The sequence below is a fragment of the Pedobacter psychroterrae genome (genome assembly GCF_004331695.1).
Classification (GTDB): domain Bacteria; phylum Bacteroidota; class Bacteroidia; order Sphingobacteriales; family Sphingobacteriaceae; genus Pedobacter; species Pedobacter psychroterrae.
This window is the reverse complement of sequence record NZ_SJSL01000002.1, coordinates 503,501-527,651: the sequence shown is the minus strand read 5'-3', so window position 1 is coordinate 527,651 and position 24,151 is coordinate 503,501. Positions and strand designations below refer to the sequence as shown.

Annotated in this window: 21 protein-coding genes and 1 pseudogene; 9 read left to right on the top strand and 13 right to left on the bottom strand. The window is 43.2% G+C overall.

The window, feature by feature from the left end; genetic code table 11:
* Nucleotides 1–43: 43 nt before the first annotated feature.
* On the bottom strand, nt 44–1,066 hold the full coding sequence (locus EZ437_RS10645) for an LLM class flavin-dependent oxidoreductase (protein WP_131595902.1): 1,023 nt from the start codon (nt 1,064–1,066) through the stop codon (nt 44–46).
* A gap of 318 nt (nt 1,067–1,384) precedes the next feature.
* On the opposite strand from EZ437_RS10645, the pseudogene EZ437_RS10640 reads away from it, so the two are divergent.
* Nucleotides 1,385–2,268: pseudogene (locus EZ437_RS10640) on the top strand (Rpn family recombination-promoting nuclease/putative transposase).
* A gap of 92 nt (nt 2,269–2,360) precedes the next feature.
* Here the strand turns inward: EZ437_RS10640 and EZ437_RS10635 are convergent.
* The 5 genes from EZ437_RS10635 to EZ437_RS10615 all read right to left on the bottom strand — a co-directional run bounded on the left by EZ437_RS10635 (nt 2,361) and on the right by EZ437_RS10615 (nt 5,160).
* Nucleotides 2,361–2,828 carry a CYTH domain-containing protein gene (locus EZ437_RS10635; protein WP_131595901.1) on the bottom strand — a complete coding sequence of 156 codons (468 nt, stop codon included), beginning with the start codon at nt 2,826–2,828 and terminating at the stop codon, nt 2,361–2,363.
* A gap of 3 nt (nt 2,829–2,831) precedes the next feature.
* Nucleotides 2,832–3,590 carry a CHAD domain-containing protein gene (locus tag EZ437_RS10630; protein WP_131595900.1) on the bottom strand — a complete coding sequence of 253 codons (759 nt, stop codon included), beginning with the start codon at nt 3,588–3,590 and terminating at the stop codon, nt 2,832–2,834.
* Nucleotides 3,591–3,969: 379 nt separating this feature from the next.
* Nucleotides 3,970–4,149 (bottom strand): hypothetical protein, encoded by a 180-nt coding sequence (locus EZ437_RS10625; RefSeq protein ID WP_131595899.1) that lies wholly within the window; start codon nt 4,147–4,149, stop codon nt 3,970–3,972.
* Nucleotides 4,146–4,736: a zeta toxin family protein gene (locus tag EZ437_RS10620; protein ID WP_131595898.1), complete on the bottom strand. Its 591-nt coding sequence runs from the start codon at nt 4,734–4,736 to the stop codon at nt 4,146–4,148. The genes EZ437_RS10625 and EZ437_RS10620 overlap by 4 nt, the downstream gene beginning before the upstream one ends.
* 76 nt (nt 4,737–4,812) lie before the next feature.
* Entirely contained in the window at nt 4,813–5,160 is a 348-nt protein-coding gene (locus tag EZ437_RS10615; RefSeq protein ID WP_165500380.1) for a TfoX/Sxy family protein, read from the bottom strand.
* A gap of 332 nt (nt 5,161–5,492) precedes the next feature.
* Here EZ437_RS10615 and EZ437_RS10610 point away from each other — a divergent pair, with 332 nt between their 5' ends.
* The 4 genes from EZ437_RS10610 to EZ437_RS10595 all read left to right on the top strand — a co-directional run bounded on the left by EZ437_RS10610 (nt 5,493) and on the right by EZ437_RS10595 (nt 10,131).
* On the top strand, nt 5,493–5,969 hold the full coding sequence (locus EZ437_RS10610; protein ID WP_131595896.1) for a DinB family protein: 477 nt from the start codon (nt 5,493–5,495) through the stop codon (nt 5,967–5,969).
* A 152-nt stretch (nt 5,970–6,121) separates the two neighbouring features.
* Entirely contained in the window at nt 6,122–8,908 is a 2,787-nt protein-coding gene (locus EZ437_RS10605) for a sensor histidine kinase (protein ID WP_131595895.1), read from the top strand.
* Complete coding sequence (locus EZ437_RS10600) at nt 8,901–9,674, top strand: LytR/AlgR family response regulator transcription factor (protein WP_225869552.1); 774 nt, start codon at nt 8,901–8,903, stop codon at nt 9,672–9,674. The genes EZ437_RS10605 and EZ437_RS10600 overlap by 8 nt, the downstream gene beginning before the upstream one ends.
* Nucleotides 9,675–9,762: 88 nt before the next feature.
* Nucleotides 9,763–10,131 carry a YccF domain-containing protein gene (locus EZ437_RS10595; RefSeq protein WP_131595894.1) on the top strand — a complete coding sequence of 123 codons (369 nt, stop codon included), beginning with the start codon at nt 9,763–9,765 and terminating at the stop codon, nt 10,129–10,131.
* On the opposite strand, the gene EZ437_RS10590 is transcribed toward EZ437_RS10595, so the two are convergent.
* Both EZ437_RS10590 and EZ437_RS10585 read right to left on the bottom strand, forming a co-directional pair.
* Nucleotides 10,132–10,671 (bottom strand): glycosyl-4,4'-diaponeurosporenoate acyltransferase CrtO family protein, encoded by a 540-nt coding sequence (locus tag EZ437_RS10590; protein ID WP_131595893.1) that lies wholly within the window; start codon nt 10,669–10,671, stop codon nt 10,132–10,134.
* Between the two features lie 85 nt (nt 10,672–10,756).
* On the bottom strand, nt 10,757–11,842 hold the full coding sequence (locus EZ437_RS10585) for a metallophosphoesterase (RefSeq protein WP_131595892.1): 1,086 nt from the start codon (nt 11,840–11,842) through the stop codon (nt 10,757–10,759).
* Nucleotides 11,843–12,015: 173 nt separating this feature from the next.
* Between EZ437_RS10585 and EZ437_RS10580 the strand changes: the two genes are divergently transcribed.
* Nucleotides 12,016–13,695, top strand: coding sequence for a PNGase F N-terminal domain-containing protein (locus tag EZ437_RS10580; RefSeq protein WP_131595891.1), 1,680 nt, complete (start codon nt 12,016–12,018; stop codon nt 13,693–13,695).
* Between the two features lie 3 nt (nt 13,696–13,698).
* Here the strand turns inward: EZ437_RS10580 and EZ437_RS10575 are convergent, their stop codons facing one another.
* The 3 genes from EZ437_RS10575 to EZ437_RS10565 form a co-directional block, all read right to left on the bottom strand.
* Nucleotides 13,699–14,340 carry an NAD(P)H-binding protein gene (locus EZ437_RS10575; protein ID WP_131595890.1) on the bottom strand — a complete coding sequence of 214 codons (642 nt, stop codon included), beginning with the start codon at nt 14,338–14,340 and terminating at the stop codon, nt 13,699–13,701.
* Between the two features lie 95 nt (nt 14,341–14,435).
* The gene (locus EZ437_RS10570; RefSeq protein ID WP_131595889.1) at nt 14,436–15,095 is read right to left on the bottom strand and encodes a hypothetical protein; all 660 of its coding nucleotides are present in this window, start codon (nt 15,093–15,095) and stop codon (nt 14,436–14,438) included.
* A gap of 40 nt (nt 15,096–15,135) precedes the next feature.
* Entirely contained in the window at nt 15,136–16,815 is a 1,680-nt protein-coding gene (locus EZ437_RS10565; protein WP_165500379.1) for a serine hydrolase domain-containing protein, read from the bottom strand.
* Between the two features lie 84 nt (nt 16,816–16,899).
* Between EZ437_RS10565 and EZ437_RS10560 the strand changes: the two genes are divergently transcribed.
* The gene (locus tag EZ437_RS10560) at nt 16,900–17,409 is read left to right on the top strand and encodes a GNAT family N-acetyltransferase (RefSeq protein ID WP_131595887.1); all 510 of its coding nucleotides are present in this window, start codon (nt 16,900–16,902) and stop codon (nt 17,407–17,409) included.
* A 15-nt stretch (nt 17,410–17,424) separates the two neighbouring features.
* On the opposite strand, the gene EZ437_RS10555 is transcribed toward EZ437_RS10560, so the two are convergent.
* Nucleotides 17,425–18,843: a carboxylesterase family protein gene (locus EZ437_RS10555; RefSeq protein WP_131595886.1), complete on the bottom strand. Its 1,419-nt coding sequence runs from the start codon at nt 18,841–18,843 to the stop codon at nt 17,425–17,427.
* A gap of 148 nt (nt 18,844–18,991) precedes the next feature.
* On the opposite strand from EZ437_RS10555, the gene EZ437_RS10550 reads away from it, so the two are divergent.
* A complete protein-coding gene (locus EZ437_RS10550) occupies nt 18,992–20,209 on the top strand; it encodes an FG-GAP repeat domain-containing protein (protein ID WP_131595885.1) in 1,218 nt (405 codons plus the stop codon).
* An 8-nt stretch (nt 20,210–20,217) separates the two neighbouring features.
* Here the strand turns inward: EZ437_RS10550 and EZ437_RS10545 are convergent, their stop codons facing one another.
* Nucleotides 20,218–23,511 carry a glycosyl hydrolase gene (locus EZ437_RS10545; protein ID WP_205942679.1) on the bottom strand — a complete coding sequence of 1,098 codons (3,294 nt, stop codon included), beginning with the start codon at nt 23,509–23,511 and terminating at the stop codon, nt 20,218–20,220.
* A 220-nt stretch (nt 23,512–23,731) separates the two neighbouring features.
* Here EZ437_RS10545 and EZ437_RS10540 point away from each other — a divergent pair, with 220 nt between their 5' ends.
* Nucleotides 23,732–24,127, top strand: coding sequence for a DUF1801 domain-containing protein (locus tag EZ437_RS10540; RefSeq protein ID WP_131595884.1), 396 nt, complete (start codon nt 23,732–23,734; stop codon nt 24,125–24,127).
* The last annotated feature ends 24 nt before the right edge of the window (nt 24,128–24,151 follow it).

Sequence of the window (24,151 nt, the reverse complement as noted above, 5' to 3'; positions counted from 1 at the left end):
AACATAACATGAATAATGAAATGCTAGTTCATAGCACAGGTGACTATCGCCATTGCAGTCCTGGTGCAACGTGCTCCAGAATAGCCGACAGAACATGCACATTATAGTCAACCCCCAAGGTATTTGGTATCGTTAATAGCACCGTATCCGCTTCCTGTATGGCCTCGTCCTGCGCCAGTTCCTTAATCAGCTGATCGGGTTCGGCCGCATAACTCTTGCCAAAGACCGCCCTTTGAGTAGGCTCGATATAGCCAAAGCTATCTGACCCTCTCCCCTGCTGTCCGAAATAATTCCTGTCCTGATCATTCATCAGCGCAAAGATAGAACGGCTTACCGAGACGCGAGGTTCACGCTTGTGCCCCGCTTTTTTCCATGCTTCCTTGTATAGCCTGATCTGTTCGGCCTGCTGGATATGGAAAGGCTTGCCACTCTCGTCAAACTTGAGTGTAGAACTCTGCAAATTCATACCGTTCTCGGCCGCCCAAATTGCGGTTGCATTGGAAGCAGCTCCCCACCAAATCCGCTCGCGCAGCCCTTCTGAATGCGGTTCGAGGCGCAATAATCCCGGCGGGTTGGGAAACATCGGATTAGGACTGGGCTCGGCAAAGCCAACACCAGACAACCTTTCCAGGAATTCCATGGCTTTTTTCCGACCCATATCTGCATCGTTCTCGCCTTCATCAGGCTCATAACCGAAATGTCGCCATCCCTCGATCACCTGCTCGGGCGAACCCCTGCTGATCCCCAGTTGCAAACGGCCACTGGAAATCAGGTCGGCAGCACCTGCATCTTCTACCATATATAAAGGGTTTTCATAGCGCATATCGATTACACCCGTACCAATTTCTATTTTCTTGGTTTTTGCCCCAATTGCCGAAAGCAAGGGAAACGGTGAAGCCAATTGCCTTGCAAAATGATGGACACGGAAATATGCGCCATCCAGACCAATTTCCTCTGCTGCAACAGCGAGGTCAATGGACTGCAGCAAGGTATCGCCAGCAGTGCGCGTCTGGTATGATGGATGGTCGGACCAATGTCCGAACGATAAAAATCCTATTTTCTTCATGACCGTATGATTTAAGACGAAGTTAACAAAACTCCTTCTACGCGCAGGTCACTGTTGGGTCATAACGGAGATGTCTTTGCCATGGATATTCCACTGAATGTTGACCCCTTTTATATCAATTGACCATTGACAAGCTCCCTTCTATGGCACATCACTTTGCCAACTCAAAGTTTTGATAAAAATTTCCATTTTTTTCATAAAATTTAATCATAATGAATTTTTTGTTGGTTTATTGATTAATATAAAATCATAATGATTAATAAATACTTTGCAAAATAGAATAAGCTATATATATTTGGCAACGACTAACTGTTATTTATGTTAAAGACACCAAAGCCGAGTATCTTTATAGATCCATTCGTAGACTACGCGTGGAAACGCTTGTTCGCATCTGAGGAAAGCAAACCGGTTCTAATTGGATTGCTGAACCTTTTATTTAGAGGGAACAAACACATCACTACTATTGAGTACGGAAAAACGGAGTATCCTGGAGAAAATGAAGAAGAAGGTACAGCTATATTTGATGTCAGCTGTACAGATGCTGATGGGAGTACTTTTATCATCGAAGTTCAGCGTGGGTATCAAGAGCATTTATAGACCGGGGTCTATTTTATCTTTCGAGGGCTATCAGTGAGCAGGCTCCCAAAGGAGGTAGAAAAGAATGGGGATACAAACTAAAAGAAGTTTACCTGATTGCTTTTCTCGAAGACTTCAGACTGCCTAATAGTTCCAGAAGCGAATATATACAAGAGATCTGTTTGGCCAACAGGAAGACAGGCAAAATATTTTACGACAAGATGAGCCTGATATTCATGGAGATGCTTAACTTTGTTAAGAAGCCTAAAGATTTGGATTCAGATTTAGACAAGTGGGTATATGCGTTAAAACACTTAAATGAATTTAAAACAAGACCAGATTATTTAAGCGGCCCGGAATTTGATCAGTTATTTAACCTGGCCAAGTATGCCAATTTAACCAGAGAGGAGAGAACTATGTATAATGCAAGTTTAAAACGCAAATGGGACAATAAGAACGTAATGGATTATGCCATTAAAACGGCCGAACAAAAAGGTATTCACCAAGGTGAGCACAAAAAAGCTGTAGAGATGGCTCGTCAAATGCTGGCCGAAAATGAATCTATCGATAAAATAGCCCGTTATACCAACCTCACTGCCGAAGAAATCACCGCAATTAAGAGTTAACAAAATAGATTAGTTTAGCCCAAACTGGCTTGAAATTCCAGAAGAGATTTTTTACGGTTGAAATGTGTGCCATATATTTGAAACTGGGTCAGCTAAGATTGAAGAGGTCGAAGCGCTAAACTAGAATTTGAGTAGCGTTCATCTTCGCTTACTTCCTGGCCCAGCCAATCTGGCTTAGTAAAGCGCTGATCCTGCGAACTAAGCTCAATCTCAGCCAATACCAAACCCTGGTTTGCGCCCAAAAATTCATCCAGTTCCCAAACCAGGCCGCTACCCTCGGGGATACGGTACCTGATCTTTTCAATACCTTCCGGTTGGAATCGCTCTAGCATCTCTTCAGCATCAGACTTGGGAATCTCATATTCATATTCTATCCTGCTGATTCCGTCCCCGGCCCCCTTAATGGTGATAAAACCCTGATCGCCAGCAATCCTAATCCGAACGACACGATCCTCCTTATTCAGTAAATACCCCTGACGATAGTGCTTGCCCTCTGGTTTTTCCAAAGCCTGCCATAAATCCATTTTAACTAAGAACTTACGTTCTATTTCTATACCCATGTCTTATCTTCTTTTACTGGTCAATTGATCCTTATGCAGAGTGGCTAGCGCATAAAAATTTCCGGCAAGCACTTTTACTTTCTCCAGCATTTGTTGCGATTGATCTACCAGCTCAGGAAACTGATCTGCTGCGAGCACATGATCATGCCAGTCGCCGATAGCGGTTTGCATCTGCTGGAGATAATCTTCGTCGAGCGGTTTATCTAACGATCCATGAACCATCGGCAAATTATATATTAAAACCTTCAATCGCTTCCTGCACCCGTGCATTTGCTCCACTCCCGTATTGGAGATCAAACATGTTTCGATACCTCTAAGCTCCGTTTCATAAAATGCGTTAACTTTTTTGTCCTTCACCTTTGGAACACTTCTAAGCAGGCTCTTCCATGCGCGATGCAACATCCTGAAATGGTGGGGTCTGTATTTACTCAATTTATTCCCAGCTTTTTTCATCACCAGCTTTTCCCTTGAACGATATTTTTTATGCGCTCCGGACACGGTCTTCACCAATTTTAAATGCAGGTAACTATCTCTAACTTTACCACTGAGCTTGTAGGTATCTCTCACTGGTTTTAATGCTTTAGAAATATCAATCCGCGCATTTGTCTGCTCAATCATCGAAGCTATCGCACGTAACTTCTTAATGCCTACCCTAAACTTATGCAGCTTATCCTGGTTGCCTTTCTTGATGAATCCGTGTAACGACCGCTTGGCCGCTCTGCCTTCATTCTTGATCTGAACTTTAATTTCCTTTTTTTGCATTATTCCGGTCTTGAATTATCTACCCTTCAGATTAACACATTACATCCTTAAAGGTTTACCAGTATGATGCATGATTGTACTCAGCAATGCCCGCAATAAGCTGATTTTCTCCACGACAGTTAGAGCGGTATCGACACATCGATGGGCGATGGCCTTAGGATGATCTGAAGGGTTGTGTTGGGCTGGAGGAATTGATAGGTGAAATCGTTATGCATGAGTTGTGGTATTCTCCATTTCCAGCCCTAAAGTTGACGTTTACAAATTAAAGAAATATTTCCTGAGTTTATGATTGAATGTGCATCACATACAATATTGAATTCTTACCATTAAGATACGCTGCCCATTATGGTAGCCATTTGTTAACCTAATAGATAAGCGCTTACTTAGATGGCGTTGCCAATAAGTCCTTGGCGGGCACATGCCTTATATTTCCTTCTTTATCAGCGACTACCAATTTTTCATCATTAGCTGCACTACTGATTACAAGGTTACGGACTGCTTTATTTATTCCAGCCATGATTTTATCACTAAGTTCAATATTTTCTGGTTTTAAACTCATACCGCTTGTCTTTTAATAATATTCCAAATATCAGGATTAAAAATCAATTCTGAGAAATCATACTCGCCACGGGCAATTAATTCCGGCTGTTCCGTGGTATTATTAACCACCATCCATAAATCACAGTTCGGTTTATATAGTTTGAACAGATTATTTAATCCTCCATAATACCTTCTCTTAATCACATCTTCCGGTATATCATGCCCTCCTTTAGTGACTCTGGTAGCAACTCGCGCTATAGCTTCTTGGGGCGAATTTAACCAAAAGTAAACCAAGGTAATTTTATAACCTAATGACCTTGCCTTTTTTATAAGAGAAACATAACTCTTTGTGGACAACGTAGTTTCAAATGCAAAATCAGCACCTTCTCGCATTAATTCGTCAATGCGGTTTAACATGATCCTTCCAGCACGGAGCGCGACACTTGCTGGATTAAAAGGTGATATACCAGCGGCTATATTATCTGCATTCACAAATTCCTGGCAATTTAGCATTTCAGGCAGCACAGTATAACTGGCTGTAGTTTTTCCAGCTCCGTTACATCCAGAAATAATATATAAATTGCGTGTAAGAGGCAATGTTTTCATTCCATGCGAATATAGTGAATGTAGAGGAACTTATGTCTCGCTAGGAGTGTTGAACCGATCGATATACTCATAAAACTTATTTCTTTTTCTTTGCCGCTTTCGCCTGGGGATTAAACTGCAGACACAAATCAATCCAATAGGCAAGTTGCCTTCCGCCGGTGATATCTGCTAATGCTACATAGACAAAATCTTTGCTTGCACGCCCATTCATCAACATCTGCCTCGCATTGCCATTTTCCAGCTCCTCCACAACCCGGTCATGGCCAATCCTGCAAAGCAGGTCTTCCTGATTCACACAAACACACAGCTTACCATTAACCAGGAAGCAATGCCCACTAAACATGGTCTTTTCTTCCACATCGGGTTCGTTGACCAGCATTTCCCTTATCTGGTCTCCTACCTGTTCATTGATTACTCTTTTCATCGATTCCACTAAATTACACATTAGCACATTAATTACACACGCCCATTCTTATGTAAAAACTAGTTGTGCTGTCTGGACTAAAGACTAGTAACCTAAACAGTTGCGAGCAAGCTTAATAAAAACTTAAAAATAAACAGAAGGGCAATTATCACGATCCCTAAAAAAGGAACCTGAAGATACCAGGGCTTATTACTGGTTGGTATTTGATCAAGTTTTTTTAGTTCTTCTGGATTCATAATGCAAAGATAGAAATCAAATGAAAACTGCCAAATAACTATTGGCATCCTTAAGGAAAATGCCTATCTTAAACACAGTTTCTAATTCGATCTGAGATGAATGATCTATTAAAAAAACAATATCAGTTAATCATTAAAGCCCGTGAGGTTGTATTTCAGTACCTGGGAAAGGACGTTGCAGAAGATCTTACTACTGAACTACCAGAATTCAATAATAAAAGCATAGCTTACATGATGACACATATAGCGAACACCTATGTCGCCTGGGTTGGCAACTTCGCTTTGTCTGCAAAGCTAGATTATTATGAAATAACAGATGGCTCCAATGTCGACCAACTCAGGGAAATTTTTAACACCGTAAACCAATTAATGGAGCAATTCATCTTCCTCTTTTCTGAAAACCCGCATTCAGAAGTTAATGGATACAAGTGGCCGGATAAATTCGTTGAAACAGATGCATATAGTATCTTCACACATGTGATCACGCATGAATTTCATCATAAGGGCCAGTCGATGACGATGAGCAGATTACTAGGCTACACTCCTCTTGACACAGATATTTTAAGATTTTAAATATGATACGCCAAACGCTGGGGTCTCATCCGGTATAAATTCTAAACAATTGTTGTAGCTTTAGTACTGAATAATAAGTGAAAAGCGCTAACTGCTAATTGATGATCCTGAATCCCGCTCCCTTTATGGTTTTTTGAATCAAATCTAAAATTATGATTCAGAAAATTAAACACTGCGCAGCACTCTTGCTGCTACTCTGGCTCCCACAACTGCTTTTCGCACAGAAAGGTGATGCCTTTTCAAAAATGAAGCCGGGAGACTGGTTTGAAGTCCTGGTGTCGGATACTGCACGTAGGCCAAATGATGAAAGCTACCGATACCATCTCAGGTACCTGCTAAAAAACGTTAAAGCAGAGGGGAGCAGGGAGTATATGCTTACTTTTGAGCGAATAAGAATTACAGTCTCTCCTGACAGGCACACTGCTCTGGGCTACGATTCTTATTATCCACCTTACCTGCAGGGTATTCAGCAAAAGTCGGTCAAACCCGTTTTTTTCATGCTGGCTGATAAAACTGGTAAAGTGCTGAGCATGAAACCTCAATCTGATTTTGCCAAGATGAATCTAAATGAGATTGCTCCACGTAAAAAAAATGCTATAACATCAATGGAATTTGAGCCGGTTCATCCTGAAACGGCCAGTATAATTTCAAAGTTGATTCTCGAAGCTATCGCTAGTGGTGATAAAGATTGGGATAACGGCAGGCTTTACAAGGATTCAGGACTTACCTTCCTGCTTTCTGCGGCCACATTTCCACTGGCAGACAATGTGGTGCTGGAAGGTAAGATCAAAAACATCACTCAGCAAATGCGAGATGGCATGAATCTGTATCTCCCAGGTACTGAGCAGCAATTTCGTATTGCTGAAGACGGCAGTTTCCGGATAACTGCTTTTCTGACGGAAGGGTCCGGCGCCATGCTACAATATAGGTATCCGCCAAAAGAAGTTCCAGGATCAGGAGTTCCCCATATTCCTGAAGGAGCTGACGTAGCTTTAAGTATTCGCGAACTTAATATGCCTTTGTTTTTTCAACCGGGTGATACGCTCCGTATAACCGCTGATGGGAATGACATTGCCAACAGCATTAAGTTTACGGGAAACGCCGCCGAAATGGCTTCATTTGCACTGCACTTGGCTAAATTTGCGCAAAGCCGGAAAACCCCTGAAATTTCCTACGGTGCGCAATCCTTTTCCGCTGAAGCTTTCATGAAAACACAGTCCGGGGATGAAAAAACTTTCCGGCAACTTGTATCTTCTTATCGCGGCCGATTGCCTGCTGCTGTGATGAAATATTATGATATAAAATTTGCTTTCGAGGAGGCAAACAGAAGACTTGATTTTCTAATCAAAACCAATTCCCAGGCCAGTCCTGAAGCTCCAGAAATCTTCGAGGGTTTTCCACTCAACTTTTTTAAAGGTATTGATACGTTGCCGGTATTGATGATTGATTACAATAGTGCCGGATGGTATCGCACATTTCTCAATTCTTTAGATGTGTACCTGTCTTCTAAGGCTAGCCAGTTCAATGGGGGCAGCAATGGCTTTTTTCTGGGCGATTACGTACCATCCTTGAATTACCTGAGACGGTATCCCTTGTATGCGACACTTGCTGACGCTTTTGAAAATAAACTGGGTTCCAGCGACTGGAAGAGCGCCCAGACATTAAAGCCTTATTACGACGATTTTGTCAACAATTGCGGAGATACGACGCTTACTAATGCAGTGAAGGAAAAATGGGTGGCTGTTTCTGCCTGGGCACCGGGAAACTTGCTTCCTTTAAAAAATATTAGACTTGCCGATGGCAGTTTACTGGACATCAGTAAGTTCAAAGGGAAGGCGCTGAGCATGACGTTTAACTTCCATTATCCGGATGAGATGAAACGCTTATTGGAGCGAATCAGGAAACAGGATCCAAATAAGGTTCATTTTCTCGTTGTGCAATTAAAGGAAGACGGGTATGCAAAGTCTACTGTTCTTGAAGCGCTCAAGAAGCTTCCTCAGGTCACCTTCGTCGAGGTAACGCGCCAAAATGATGATTTGGAAGATGTAGTACTGCTCAGCAATTGGGATGTTAAAACATTTGTTATCGATGCGGAACAACGGATTATTCAGGACAATATTGATGATAGTCCAGAACGTCTGCCCCAGGATACGGCGTTTGAAGAAGCTTTGAAGAGGGCTTTAACTCCCAAGCAAATGGGAAAAGCAGAAAAAGCCCAATTGATTAAAACTATAGGATGGAGCGCAGGCTCTATCCTATTAACATTTCTTTTCATCTTTTTCATCAATAAGGGAAGAATCGCCGGCATAAGAAAAAAGGAGGCAGTAAAAAGACAGATCAAGGAGCTGGAGATCAAAGCGATCCGCTCGCAAATGAACCCGCACTTTCTGTTCAACGCCTTGAATTCTATCCAGTCCCTGATCAATAATCAACAGCATAAGCAAGCCAATATTTATCTTGAAAAATTCTCTGTACTGATGCGCAGGGTGTTGAATAATTCAGAAAAGAGTTTTGTTCCTCTAACTGATGAAATGGAAGCAGTAACCCTATATTGTGAGTTGGAAAAGTTACGTTTTGATTTTGATTTCAGCATTCAAATGTCCGGGGAAATAAACGCGGAGCTGATAGAGATCCCCGGGATGATCATCCAGCCATTGGTGGAGAATTCGATTGTTCACGGACTTGCGCAAAAGGGCAGTGCAGGGAAGTTGAGTATCGTCATCCATCAGGACAAAAGCTATCTCCATATAGAAATCAAGGACAATGGAAAGGGTCTAGGTCCTGAACCAGAAAAAGCTCAGGGTTTTGGCTTGAAGTTGGTACGCGAGCGGCTTGCTTTATTAAATGCTGGTGGGGCCCGTGGAAAGTTAACATTAAGCAGTAATTTGGCGAATGAAGAAAGTGGTACTACAGCAGTTTTAATAATTCCTATTGATTAAAGATGATCTGGCAGAAATGATTTTAAAAAGTATACTTGTAGACGATGAGGCCAAAAGCAGGGCTAACCTGAGGGAACTATTAAAGGAATATTGTCCGGCAGTGGAGATTGTTGGGGAGGCAGGCTCTGCCACCGAAGCCTTAAAAATTATTGGACAGCAAGCTCCGGATTTGTTGTTCCTGGACATCGAGATGGGTGTAGAATCAGGATTTGATTTATTGAGGTCATTAAATGGGAATCAGATTTTTGAAGTGATCTTTGTAACGGCCTTTGACAGATACGGAATTCAGGCAGTGAAGGCATGTGCCATAGACTATCTGCTAAAACCCATTAATATTCTCGAATTATGTGCAGCAGTAGAAAAAGCAGCCAAACAAATCTTGCCCAAACGTGACAACAAGCGCCTGCAGGAATTGATTGCCAACATTGACCGGGCCGATGATGAGCAGCGCATCGCATTGCCACTGGCAGATAAAATAGAGTTCATCGCTGTCAGCAAGATCATCAGGCTGGAAGCGGAAGGCAATTATACACATATATACCTGGATGGGGCTAAGAAATACCTGATCTGTAAAACTTTAAAAGAATATCAGGAACTGCTGGAAGGATACAATTTCCTCAGGACGCATCAATCCCATTTGGTTAATTTCCGCAAGATTTCATCCTATGTGAAAACCGAAGGAGGATACCTGGCAATGGAAGATGGCAGTCAGGTTCCTATTTCCAGACAAAAGCGTGAGGAAATCCTCAAGCGGATCCTGAAATAACTACCTCAGCTTTTCTGGTATAGGTCACCTTGGGATGGAAAGATAACTTACATCCGTAACTATACTCCCCTCACGAAGTCTATATCATATGAATTTAATTGGTAATATCATCTGGATTGTTTTTGGTGGAATATTCATTTTCTTTGAATATATAATTGGGGGCCTGATCTTATGTTTGACCATCGTAGGGATCCCATTCGGCATACAATGCTTTAAGTTTGCTATTGTTGGCCTCGCTCCCTTTGGCGTAAAGATTACTGACACCTCCTCCCAAACCGGATGTCTATCTACTATTATGAATGTAATCTGGCTCGTATTTGGCGGTTTCTGGATTGTATTAACTCATTTGTTTTTTGGACTGCTCTTCTGTATCACCATCGTTGGCATTCCATTTGGAAGACAACATTTCAAGTTAATGAATCTGGCATTTTCACCTTTTGGAAAATCAATTGGCTAATCAAATCACTCGCTTACTCAAATTCATAGCTCTTTCTATTCGCGGACGATTATACCGTTGAAGAAGTACTGGATAAAGGTTTAGCAGGACATTTAAGATGAGTAAGGATAAAGATTTAACAACTCCAAACTTGATTGCTACGAAAATATTAAACCCCAGGACTATAATTAAGATAATTAAGTGTTCTAGTTCAGATTTTTTTGTCTGATAATGTAAATTCTCCAGAGCTTTGGAATTGTGTGCTATGGGGAAAGATTTTCTAATTACCTTTTCCCAACCGATCAAAACCAATAATTTTCTGAAAAAATTTACCCCAAGCTGTTCATATATTTTTCCTCTGCGTTCCCAGCTCTTTTCATTAAAGTACGTTGAAGTAAGCGGGCTTTTTAGCGCTCGGGTAAAAAAGACGATAAAGAACATCAATAGGAAATTTAGGATCCAGGCAAACGAAAATCTATCCATTTTAACATAGTGGACCACGGCAACCATAGCGCCAATTGTAATTATTACAATTAAAATTAAAGTAAGGGTTTTCTTCATTGGGCACTTTCGCTTGAGATTCTTAGATGTCGTACAAGTTTCAAATATACAAATAGAAGCGCTTACTAAAAAGCAACCTGGCCTGCTATCCCAGCAGATTTTCAATAGCGGTTTCCTCTAGCACAATTCTTTGCGGAACGTCATTGGCATCCTTCTTCCATTCAATTAACCTGATTTTCCCATTTTCAATTTCGATGCCGGTAATATCCCCATCACTAAAACAACAGCAGCCTGAGTTAAAGTAAGTGTTTTTTGACTGTGTCAGCCTTGGAGAAGTTTCGCCACTGATATTTCCTGCCAGCAGTTCCGCTTCCAGTTTTTGTATAGTAGCGTGATCACCATCTTTTTTAGCCTGCTCAAGTCTGATATAGGTTCTTTCCAGGTGGGTAAGCGAATTAAATACCGGCTGGTGTGTATGGCCGGTAATCAGCGCTAAATTCGTTTGCTCTGCTGTCCAGTCATACATAAACTGGTTGTGCTCAGATTTCAATTGATTATCATAAGCTGGTGTATTGGGATTGATCCTTAAAAACGACTGAATCGGACCCCATATAGTAGACACAAACCATTTACTGAACCAGTTGCCATCACTTTGCAGGTCACCCTGATGCCCGTGTGTAAGAAACAAGCTTAATTGCGATCCCTTTACAGGAATATCAAAGATGATCCCTTCATACACTTTAATCTTTTGACCGAACATTTTTTGAAGCATAAAACTAGCCAGGGGATCATTGTCCCAATAGAGGTCGTGATTACCAAAAAGCTTGATAAAAGCATTGCGGTCCAGAAAGCATTTTTCAGCTTCGAAGGTCTTTTTATTGTGCTTGATCACATCCAGTACCAGGTTTTCCCAAAGCTCCTCGCTATCTCCCAAATTGCAATATAAATACTTGTGTTGATCATAATAAGCGAGTGCCGCCAGATAATTCTGCTCAGCAAGCGTAAAGTCATCACGATGGCTCCTGTCGCCTTTGTGCTGATCAGAAAAGATGATGATCCGATGTTCGCTGCTGAGGTTAATGAGCTGGCCGCGTTTTCCGGGTTGGTTTCGTATATTTTGATACAGGGCCGATAGGGCATCATGAACCCGCTTGCGGTCAGGCCTGCTGCTATAACGGTTGGCCAGGCGGATCACCCAGGAAGAAAATAGCCTCTGTAATAGTTTTCGCATTATCAAAAGAGCTTGTTCATCATAGTATTTTCAGAATCTTTGAGAACGTTACTGTGCATTTTGGAGATTTAAAACACGAATATAGTGACAAATCTAAAAATCACAGACATTCGCGCATAGGGTGTTAGCTTTTTGGTAACGCATGACATAAATTAATCTTAACTTTAGGCCTTATGAGAGTACTTTTAATTGGGTTTACGCTATTAATCAGCAACCTTCTGTCTTTTGCACAAATAAATACGAAGGCCACTGAGGCCGTAATTACCTTTGGATTCCGGAACAATGGAAAGGAATCAAGAGCTGAACAAAAAATGTTCATTAAAGGAGATATGGTCCACTTAGTACCTCAGGGAAACCAAACGGAACAACAGTATCTTCAGATAGCTCAAGAGGCCAGTTATCAAATTCAAAACAGCAACGGAAATATCTATACGTTTAAAAAAAACTTCTCTGAATATGTGAAGGCAGAATTGCTTCCCGGCATGGATACAATATTGGGCATTCCTTGTAAGAAAGCAAAAGTGTTTATTCGCTCGAATACCATTGAAATATGGTATACAGATCTGCTAAAAATAAAAGGCACACCCAACATTTCTATTGCTCCCGGATTGGGTTTGGTACTTAAAACCATTCGCAATGGAAATTCTGAAACAATTGCCAAAAAAATAGAGTACCGCACAGTAACGCCCGAAGAACTTGCCTGGCCTAAGACCTGGGGCACTGTAGTCGATGAGCCTACTTATCAGAGACAAGTGATTGAAAGTCGCTATACCACACTCAGCATTTTTAACAATGAACAGATTAGCTTTGGTAATAAAACGGAAAATCCTAAAGGAGAACAAGCCAACGTCACTTATCATTTTTCTGGAGGCACAATTATTTTAAAGAAAGTAAAGTTGCCGGCTACCAAAGCAGGTCAGCAATTATTTATTGAATTGGTGCAGCGTTCTAATGGCGATGCATATGACCGTACCGGATCTGTATTCATGATCCCTACAGATAAATCCGTTACCTACTTAAATGCGCTGCAAAATGGCATTGAGGCTTTGCCTGTATATTCAGCCAGAAACGGGAAGAAATATCAGGGTGTAACTGCTACGGATGGCTATTTGCCTCCATTGGAACTAATGCGGTTTTTTACATCTTTTGGTGCAGGTCATTTTAATGCCCAGGCAAAAATAAAAGGATATAACTGGGCAGATAGCGTGGTTTATAAACAAGATATAACTGCGCTCTTGCCAAGATTGCGGGGGGAAGTTTGGATAGGCGTGTTTATTGGAAATTATGATAAAGGTGGTCATAAAGCCAGCCTGTATTTCAAATATTATCCTGGTTATGACGGCGAAGGTCAGAAAGAAGAAAAGAAATGGCTGATGCCTGTGTTTAATACCACTAACTTAATGGAAATGTCGGGACAAGAGTATGGAACCATGTTCGATCAGGATTCGCTGACCGTAACTGTTGACATACCTCAGGATGTGAAGAACCTTACACTGCGGTACCTTACCACCGGTCATGGTGGTTGGGGCGGAGGGGATGAATTTGTTCCAAAACAGAATGAGATTTTTGTTGATGGAAAACGTGTTTACCATTTTATCCCATGGAGAACCGATTGTGCCACATATCGCTTCTTAAATCCGGCTTCCGGAAACTTTGGCAATGGTCTTTCTTCTTCTGATCTGAGTCGTTCTAACTGGTGTCCGGGGACAATTACATTGCCTGTTGAAATTCCGCTGCCTGACCTTAAGCCCGGAAAACATACAATAAAGGTTGCCATACCTCTTGGTAAACCCGAAGGTGGAAGTTTTAGTGCCTGGAATGTATCAGGAACATTAATCGGAGATAAGGAATAAACATTATCTGAAAATCTCATCCTTTTCTAAATAGATTACCCCCTTTTGTGCAGACTTCGGTGCTTCAGCCAGCTTCTGCGCCAATATACTAGTTGGTAACGGACGCTGTGATTTAAACATCCCCAGCCGGTTTAAAAATTCTATTACGCGGATTGCGACTTTCTCTCCGATCCGGTCACTGCCCTGACGTTTAAGTATCCCTGGTTTAAAAATTACGACTTGTCTGAACCCTAGGCCGAGGATTCTATTTTCCAATTCACCTTTCATCCTGGAATAAAATATCCGGCTATCTGCCGAAGCTCCATACGCAGACACAAGCACACAGGAAGAAACATTATTCTGCTTCGCAATAGCTGCAAACTTAGCAGGGATCTCAAAATCTATCTTCCACTGGGTTTGTTTCGATCCGGCAGCTTTTAATGTGGTGCCCAGACAGGAAAAGAAGACATCGCCGGTTATCTGGTCTGCATACTCCTCCGGCTTTGACAAATCTACTATGTGCTCAACCAGTTTAGCATTTTGCTTCCCAGTTGATTTTCTAACAAATACGGTTACCTTTTCATAGTCCTGATCAGCCAAAAGTTCATCTACCAGATCTTCACCTGTGGCACCGGTGGCACCTATTATTAATGCTTTGAATTTCATTGTACACTATTCTATTTTGTAGCTTTTTTCGTCTTTGGTAGTCTTAGCCATTGTTTAGCAATTTACTTCTAAATTAGCAATAACAATATCATTGACTACTTAATCGCTAAGCAATCACGATTGGCACTATCTTTAAACGCCAGCAGCTTCCCAAAACCTCTTAGTACAGACGCTGTGGTTTTACATTCCACTTCTTTATTACTCAGATTTCCGGGGATCGGGTTATCTGATGAATGGGAGTTGATCGTGTATTTCTTCTCCAGACAAAGAAGTGGTTTTTCAGCAGCGATGTATATTCTTTGCTCGGTGATGTCATCTTTTGTGGCACCTTCCGCTGCTTGTCCTGATGCAAAGCTCCATACCACCCTGTTGAAATGTGCGAAAAAGAGGCTTCCATCATTTACAAAATACTGGTCTACCGCCGAAAAATGGCTGTACTCATTATAGCTGTGTTTGATAACGGCTAGCTTCCCTTTCTCAGAGAAATAAGTAACGGTGCCGTTTCTTTCGCCCTTGCAATCGTATTTAAACGAGACTGAATCCAATACTCCCTGCTCTAGCTTTTTGTTAATGAGGGAAAAGGCCTGCTTTATCTCAGGAACGGAGGTTGGGTTGGGTTGTGCCTTTACTGAATCGCTACTAACTGAAACTGAATCAACAGAATTAGTATCAGCATCGACCTTAGTTTCATTATTCTGCGTTTGTCCGCAGGAAAAAAGCAATATACACAGGAGCAAATAAATATAATTCTTCATCTGTGTAGACAACCAATAATAGTGCCGTTCTGAAAATTTACTACTCTATTTTATTAAACCGCAGATGCATAATTCTCCCATCATTGACTTCAAAACCCATGATCTCACCCTTAGTGCCGCGCAATACCTTAAGATGTGCCATCCACCAAAAGTCAGTGCGCAGGTGATCCTTTGCCTGTAACGTAATCCTTTTATCTTCATACTTATCATTGGTCAGTATTAACTCTTTACCTTGCAATACAATACCGTATTTGCAATCCAGCTCTGGACTATAGTACATTCCTGTATAAGATTTTAATTGTTGGTCTGTCAGATTGGGCGATAGTGCATATTTTTTAAACTCCAGCCCTCCCGGCCAGCATTCTTTGACCAGTGTATCGCCGCTCTTTGTGGTACTAAACAGAAATTTAAGGTTTGGGGCAGATGCTACCTGAAACGTATCCTTCTGCACCTGTATCAAAAGTTCGTTTCTTCCCCGCTGCTGTCCGTACAATTTGTGGTTGCGCAAACTGAAGTTGTACGGTATTCCTGCATCAGAAATATAATCTCCGGAGAATTTCTTTGCGCTAACGAGGTCTTTTAAAATGGCTTTGCTGGAATCAATAGCTATCACAGCCGGCTTATCCACTTTTGTGGAGATGTCTCTAACAAATAAGCTGGCCATTTCATTGAGCTTACCCATATCAAAATCTCCGAGATTGCTAAAAACAATAAAGCCCATTTTCAGGTCAGGAACAGTAGTCACAGCAGTTCTGTAACCGGCATCTGCTCCATTATGGGCATAAAGTTTCCAGCCTTTGAAGGTATCAACAACAATGCCCAATGCATAGTTAGACTCTTTACCGTTATTCAATTTGCCTTTCTGCGTCAACGATTCAATGTCTTGCTGCGTACCTACCTTAGCAAGATAAAAATTCATGACCCATTTTGCCATATCATTGACATTGGTAAACAGGCTGGTTGCCCCGGCATTGGAATACGATAAAATACTGTTGGTAAAGCCATCGCCACCCTTGCGGTAATACGAATAGGAACGGTTCTTTACCACTTCTGTGTAATCATCATGAAAGTGCGTATGGTTCATACCTAAGGGTTTGAAAATGGCAGAATCGGTAAATTGTCTGAGCGTTTGGCCCGAAACGGATTTTACAATTTCGGCCAGCATGGTATACCCGCTATTGGAATAGCTGTATTGATCTCCGGGTTTAAAGTTCAGCGCCCTTTGTTTACTCAGTGCTTTAACAATGTGATCTTGTTTAATAACATCATCAATTCTCGTACCCGATATGGCCAGCAATTGCCATTGATCTCTAATTCCGCTGGTATGGTTCAGCAAATGGCGAATGGTGATTTTTTCCTTAAGATCGGGAAACCACGGAAGATATTTATGGATATCATCATCCAGTTGAAGTTTGCCCTGCCGGGCGAGTAACACTATAGCATAAGCGGTAAACTGCTTTGAAACAGAAGCCATATGATAAATGGTTTCAGGGCTATTGGGAACGTTGTATTCGATATTAGCCTGGCCATAGCCTTTAGCATAGATCAGCGAATCATTGCGCACAATTCCGATAACGCAACCCGGACTGTTAGGCTTATCCCATTTTGCAAACAGGTTATCTACTTTTTTTGCAACCGAATCCGGCAACGATTGTGCGCTTATTGTAAAGGGCATCCACATGCAAAAAACAGGAACGATAACGCTAAAGAGCTTTTTCATTGTAGTGTTAATTAGTAGGTTAAGATACATATTTCAATCATACGATTATTGGAGAATGCATAAATTTATGATCTTTGCACAGATATGGAATACATTTTTAGAAAAGCAACATTAGACGATTTACCCCCAATATGGGAGATCCTGCAGGATGCAATAAAACGCAGAAAAGAAGATGGAAGTGAACAATGGCAGGATGGTTATCCAAATCCAGAAGGAATTAAAAAAGACATAGCTAAGGATGCTGGTTTTGTATTGACAGATGGAAATACGGTAGCTGGATATTGTGCCATCCTGATCAATGACGAACCTGCATACGCTGAGATTGAAGGACAATGGCTGACAGATGGAGATTTTGTAGTATTTCACAGGGTGGCCATCTCTCAGCATTACCTGGGCAGGGGACTTTCCAAAAAAATATTGAACTGCATTGAGGATTTCGCCCGCGAAAATAAAATATGCAGCGTTAAAGCCGACACCAACTTTGACAATCCTGCCATGCTCGGCATTTTGGAAAAAGCTGGTTATGTATATTGCGGTGAGGTATTTTTCAGAGGAAGTTCAAGAATGGCCTTTGAAAAAGTATTATCAGCGTAATGTTTTAATATTAAGCTAATCTTGCTGCTGTGCGAACAGCCAGTCCCAGAGGCCCGGAGTAATACTGGTTTGATACCAGATGTTGTGCCCTTCATTTGCAAATTCTGTATATTTTGGATGACCTCCTGCCTTTTCTATCGCCTTGATCATCTCACGGGATCCGCTGACAGGAACATTCTTGTCATCCTCACCATGAAAGGCCCAAACGGCTACGTCGACAGCTCTGGCCGCAAATGAAGGATCACCCCCACCGCAAACAGGAATGGCTGCGGCAAACAGATCAGGACGCTTGCTTATGAAATTCCAGGCCCCATACCCTCCTCTTGAAATGCCAGTCACATAACGCCTTTTTACATCCAGGCCCGGCTCACTATTGAGCGAGGTAATGGCTTCATAAACCAATGAATCTACAGAGGGGTAGCCAGGGATACCTCCCCAACCTGATCCGGCGGGGCAATTGGGTACAAAGATAAATGCCGGATATTTCTCCCGGTTTTCTTTACTGGAAAGCAACTCAGCTGCTGCTGCCCCTTCAAGCTGCCTGATCTTGTCTGTACCAGGCTGTCCGCCGTAAGGCAAACTCACCAGTAAAGGGTATTTTTTAGTGGTATCGTAATTCAATGGTTTCAACAACCGGTAATACAAGGTATCACCCTTGCTGCCCACAAAAACCCTTGCTTCAAATTTATCTGCCAGCTCTTTTGTCTGCTTAAAGTTTTGATCTCCCCAATGCCTGGACCAATAGGCATCATGTGCTAACTTAAAGCCAACTGCGAACACTGCAAGCCCCATTATGATCGCCAGTACATACCATTGCTCGGAAAAGGAATTAGCGGCCGGTGTATTTGGATGTTCTTCGAGCCCCCTGGCTTCATCTCTGAAGTTCAGGATTAAAAAAATGGGGCTTAAACTGGCAAATAAGCCCACCCATGGAGCAAACTGCTCTATCGCGGCTGCAGTCTGTACTGATTGATCCTGCAATAGCCAAATAATAGATAGCACCGTAGGCAAACTGATAATAATCAGATAGATCCCCGCCGTCCTGAGCCAGAAGCGCTTACCTGAATTTGAAAAAATAAGACACAAGCCATATAGAAGTGAAACGGCAACCTGAATTTGGAGCGTTGTGAGGTACAAAGGGTGTTGCTGCAAGTTGGAAAGTGTACTATAAATGATGCCCGCATGGATAAGGCTGCAGAGGACTAAAAGACCGGCAGTGAAGAATACCGGCTTATATTGCTTCAGCCAATAGTATTTCATCACGAATGCGGTCATGAAAAGCGACACACCCATTTCCACCACGAAAAAAGTCAGAAAGGAACCTTGTACAAACAGGCTTGACCCGAGTACAAAGCGAAGTGCAGTTTGTATCAGTCCGGCAAAAATAACGATACCCAGCAAGAGGTTGATGAGATTGTAAAAGCGTTTAGTCATAGTACGGATATATTTGGTTAAACCTCATATATGAGACAAAAAAGTTAACAATTAGTTACTTAACAGTGAATCATTGTTTTTATTTCTCCAATAAAAGCTTGTATATTGTAGTTAAGTATTGTTTTTTTTACCAAAATCTCCCCTGATTATGCAGCTGAATCTTCCCTCAAAACTCGCAACTGTTACCTTAATTCTGAGCATTGGCGCCATCAGCGATGCCTTTTCGCAAAAGACTGAAACTAACTATTTCAAAGACGTAACCGCTACTCATTTACCCATCGATCCCGAATCGCATCCCCTGGATGTAGTGCTGGCCGACGTGGATAAAGATGGAGACCTGGATGCGCTACTGGCTTTAGAGAATCTGCCCAACCGCTTGTACCTGAATGACGGTACGGGAAAATTCACCTGGAAAAAAGGGGCCTTTGCTGAAAAATCGCACGACACAGAACATTTACGCGTAGGAGATTTTGACAAAGATGGAAAGCTGGATGTGGTATTCGTTGCAGAAGATGACCGCAATCATGAATTCTACCTGGGAAATGGAGATGGGACTTTCCGGGATGTAAGCGATCGGCTGCCTGCAAAGAGTGAAGCCAACGGACTGGATATTGGTGATGTAAACGGTGATGGCCTGCTGGATATCGTGGTAGGAAATACCGGAGACAATGCGCATAATTTTTTATGGCTTAATAACCCTGAAAAACCCGGGCACTTCATCGACTATACGGAAAAGGGCTTGACTGGACCCGGCTCGCAAACTCAATCCATTAAGCTGATTGATCTGAATGGCGACGGGCACCTGGATTTGGTGGAAGGAAACGAGGTTCCCCCCAATAGGTTATTTTTCAACGACGGCAAAGGACACTTCACTGAAAAAGCAAAAAACCTGGAGCTGCTGGTCCCTTTGCATACAAGGGAGGTCTTGGCATTCAATGCAAATGGGGACAAACATCCGGACATCTTGTTTCTTAACTTAACCAGCAATGGGGGTAAATTGGAGAAAGACCCTACTGCCCGCTTGCTGATCAATGATGGCAAAGGAAACTTTAAAGACGAAACCGCAAAGAGCATTCCCAAACAGGAATACTCCAGCTATGCAGGAACTGTTTTTGACTTCAATAAGGACGGTAAGCCTGACATTTTCCTGAGTGCACTCAAGATCCCTCCTTTCCAGCCAATGCAGGCACAGGCGCTGCAAAATGATGGTAAAGGGAATTTTAAACTGGTGACCACCGATGTGATCCCTGAATCTACAGTAGGCAGAAGCTGGGGCATCTCTGTTGGCGATGTAAACAAAGATGGCAAGCCAGACCTGTTTATCGGACAATGGGGCACACAGGCCAGATTACTATTAGGAAAATAACCTCCGCTTTACTGCGCTCTTATAAAATCCAGTTTCACAGGACCAAACAGTCCGGACGCTCTTAAAGCCGAGTCTTTTCCAGGCCCGGATATGGTCCAGGTTTTACGCTGGCTCTCGGGTTGTCCGGCGTCAAAAACAAGACGATTGAACCAGGTACTTGTGACTTGTACACTTAACGTATTTACACCGCCTTTAACGAAACCCTTCAAGTTGATGCAGTAGGGGGCTGCCCATAATTTACCGACTTCCTTGCCATTGACAGATACTGTTGCTGCCATGTCGACTTTACCCAAGTCAAGGACATATTCCAGTCCCGGCGTTATCTGCTCCACATCGAAAGTAGTGGTATAGGTCGCCGTTCCTGAAAATGCCTTTCCCTCTGCCGGAATATCCAGGTCCTTCCAGGCTTTCAGTTCTGATAATTCTATACCTTCCGGAGCTCCCCAACCCGCAGGAAAACTAAGTTTCCAAGGGCCTGAAATTGGCAAGGGACTCACTGTTTCATGAGCCTTAATTTTCGCTGTGGCACCGGTAACCTTCTGTTTCCTGAAGACGACAAAGTAGGATTCTCCTTTTGCCAGATCAAGCTCGACGATGGTATGCGCTCCATTAGCCTGACTTTCTGCGAGACTGTAAGTGCCGCTAACGGGATCCCACAGTTCTACTTGCCCCTGTGCCCGAAAACTTAGCTCGCCGTTAAAGCCCTTACCACTGGGCGCAGTCACGAAATACCAGTCTGCTCCTTCTATGCGCCGGTGTGCCCACAGGGCATCACCTGCGGTGACATCAGGGCTGATCTTTAATGCCGACAAGGCCTCGTCGATCGACATACCTGATACCAGCGTGCCCTTCCCTACTTTCCTCATGCCTTTACCAGCTCCTCCCCAGATCTCCTTCACCGCAGTGCTGAAACGCTGTTTAGCGGCCTCTCCTCCAGATAATGTAGCCATTCCCACCGGGGCTTCGCCAACAATACTGGCTCCATCGCGCAACAATGAGCGTATTTTTTCCAGTGTTTGGGGCAGCATGCGGGGTACATCCGGCAACCACAGTACACTGTAGCGGATTCCCTCTGGCGTCACCAACATTCCATTTTCCACTTTCAGACGGTTCAGCAGGACATCTGGATTACAGTAATCATATTTAAACCCTTCGGGAAACGCTGCATTCTGATCCGGTTTATGATCGATCTCATCACCCAGGTACCACAGCACATCAGACACCGGCTTTCCCCGCTCGAGCAAGTAAGTACAGCGCGACAAATAGTCTGTGAAGTCGGGCATATATCCCCACCAGGTCTGTCCCCTTAAAAACGGAGTTCCGATCCCCGCACCAAAAGAGGTTCCGGGGGCTTTAAAAGGTGTTTGAGGATTGTGAGTGTAAGTATGGAATACGAAATGGCTAACGCCTTGTATCGCGTTAATATTGGCTACTTCCTTGAGCATATCCAGGTGTTCATCCCAGCTGAGCGAGATGTTTGTAAAGGACTCTGCAGCAACACGTGGTTTACCGTACAACCTCGCTGCTGATGCAGTAGGTTTGATCGGCTTGAAATTGATGGATCCTACAAATCCATCACTCATTGGCTGCCAGAACTCGCACATCGGCACGTTGGCAAATTTGAAATACTCCATGATATCGGCAGGCACCACATCACCCGGGCCCGTTTCATAGGTAACAGATAGCCCGTTGTCCCGTGCCAGTGAGGACATACGGCCATAATAATTATTTACCAGCAGGTCATTCAGGGTTTTGCGCCAGTCGGTCAGGAAACGGGCGGTTGTTTCATGGTCTTTGATGACGTAACCTAATAATGCAGGCAGCCATTTGCGGAGCGAATAACTGGAGACCCGCGTAAATTCCTGCTCCATCTCTTGCGTCCAGCTCTGTGTATGGCATTCCCAGCTATCGATGAGCATCCCATTGAGAAGTCCGCCTGCCAGTGGCCCTCCAGATCCGGAAAGTCTACCGATATATCCTGCAAAATGTGCTTCTGCGCCCGACTTAGAAAATTTGTTTGCTTCCCATCCGGTGCCCTCGGCAGGTGCCGGTCCGTTTGTCTTTCCGGCATTGACATGGCCAAGGCGTAGTATGGTCCAGTTGCCTTTGGGTGCCTGCCAGTTGAGCTTTCCGTCTTTATCGAGCTTATCTGAAAGATCCAGGATCTGATTTGGAGTGATAAATGCTTCGGGCGACTGTTTAGGATGCTGGCCGGCACGTTCAATGCTCCTCAATGTCCAGGCGGCTTCTGATTCCCAACTGTTTTTGCGCGCAGCAGAAAACAGGCGAAGGGAACTGAGTGTCATATGGTATTTGTTGCTGATGGAAATACGGTATTTTTTTACCCCGGCCAACTCGGAGCATGCCAGGGTAATGGGCCGGTCGTCCTGCCAGTTTGACTGCGGCATTCCGGCACGGAGAATGTCTTTCGTTTTTCCATCAGCCAGTATTGCCTGGATGGCAATCGTCACCCCCGGCTCGTAAGACTGACCATGATTAAAGGCCTGTACGCTTGAAAACTCCACACTGCGCAGGGCGACAGCCTCAGGAAATTCAACCTCTACCCAATACGGTTTATCGGTTGCTGCCGGAGCCAAATGAATGGGTTCACTGGCTGTTCCGGCAAAATAGCTTGCCCATTGATGGTCGGTATTACTCTTGATCGTAGCCGGAACAAGTGGCTTTCCTGTATCTCCTGCAGGAGTTGGGAAAGCAAGCACAGTGATGTCTTTATAATCCCGCCAGACTTCGCTATTTGGCGCTGGTCTTGGTATTACCTGATTGATGAGCTTGCCCCCAACCACATCTGTGCGGTTCCATATCAGGTTACGCATTGCATTCTCTGGTGTAATCCATGGACCCCCTGAGGTAGCCCAGCCCGGACAGTTGTTCATAGAAAACCGCAATCCCAGGCGGCGGCATTCTTGAGCCGTATGTTTTACGGCGTCATCCCAGTTGGCACTGAGACTTGTGATCTGGGGTTCAACCCCGGGCCATTGACCGCCAAACTGCCCGTGAAACAACTGAATTCCTGAAAGCCCGGCCTTAGCAATGGCTTCCAGATCTCTGGTAATGCCTTCTTTGGACACGTTTCCGCCTATGTAATGGAACCATGTTTCAGGTTTGTAAACCTTTGAAGGTTTGAGAAAGGACAGCTCGTCATGCTTGCCAAAGGGACGGTCTACCTCCTCTTGTGAAGGCACAAAAGGAACCTTCGATACCTGGGCAATAAGCACATTCGTAAAAGCAGCAGAGAGAAAAACGCCGAGCAGAAAAGTTTTGATCAAGTAGTTATATTTCACGTGGTATGTTCAGGTTATCGGTTATATATTGGTTGAAATCAACATCAAGTTAGCCAAGATTAAGCATGCAACTATCCTGTACTGTCTGCACCTATTGCAAGGCCTTTATCTTGTATTTAAAATAGGAATTATCACCAAACACAAAAAAAGCTGGATACTGGGATAATTTTTAATTAATTTAGGTGAATATTATCTAGAAAACAGCAACCTAACAAATACTATGAGCAGCGAGATTTTAGACTACAACAATGCGCAGACAGATGAAGACAAGTTAATTTGTAATGCACTTTACGAGCAAATCTGCCAACATCTTCCTGATACAGAAAATAAGATCTGGCACCGTCATCCGGTATGGTTCCTTGATGGTAATCCCATTGTAGGATATAGTAAACTGAAAGATAGTATCAGGTTGTTGTTTTGGAGCGGTCAGTCATTTGATGAACCAGACCTTCATGCTGAAGGATCGTTCAAAGCAGCTGATGCACGGTACACCAATGTAGACCAGATAAACCAGGAAAACCTGCAGCGCTGGCTGGAAAAAGGACGCGATATACAATGGGATTACAAAAACATTGTAACGCGCAAAGGTAACTTATTAGCACTAAAAGGTCTCTAGCATCTTTATTTCGTTTAAAATTAA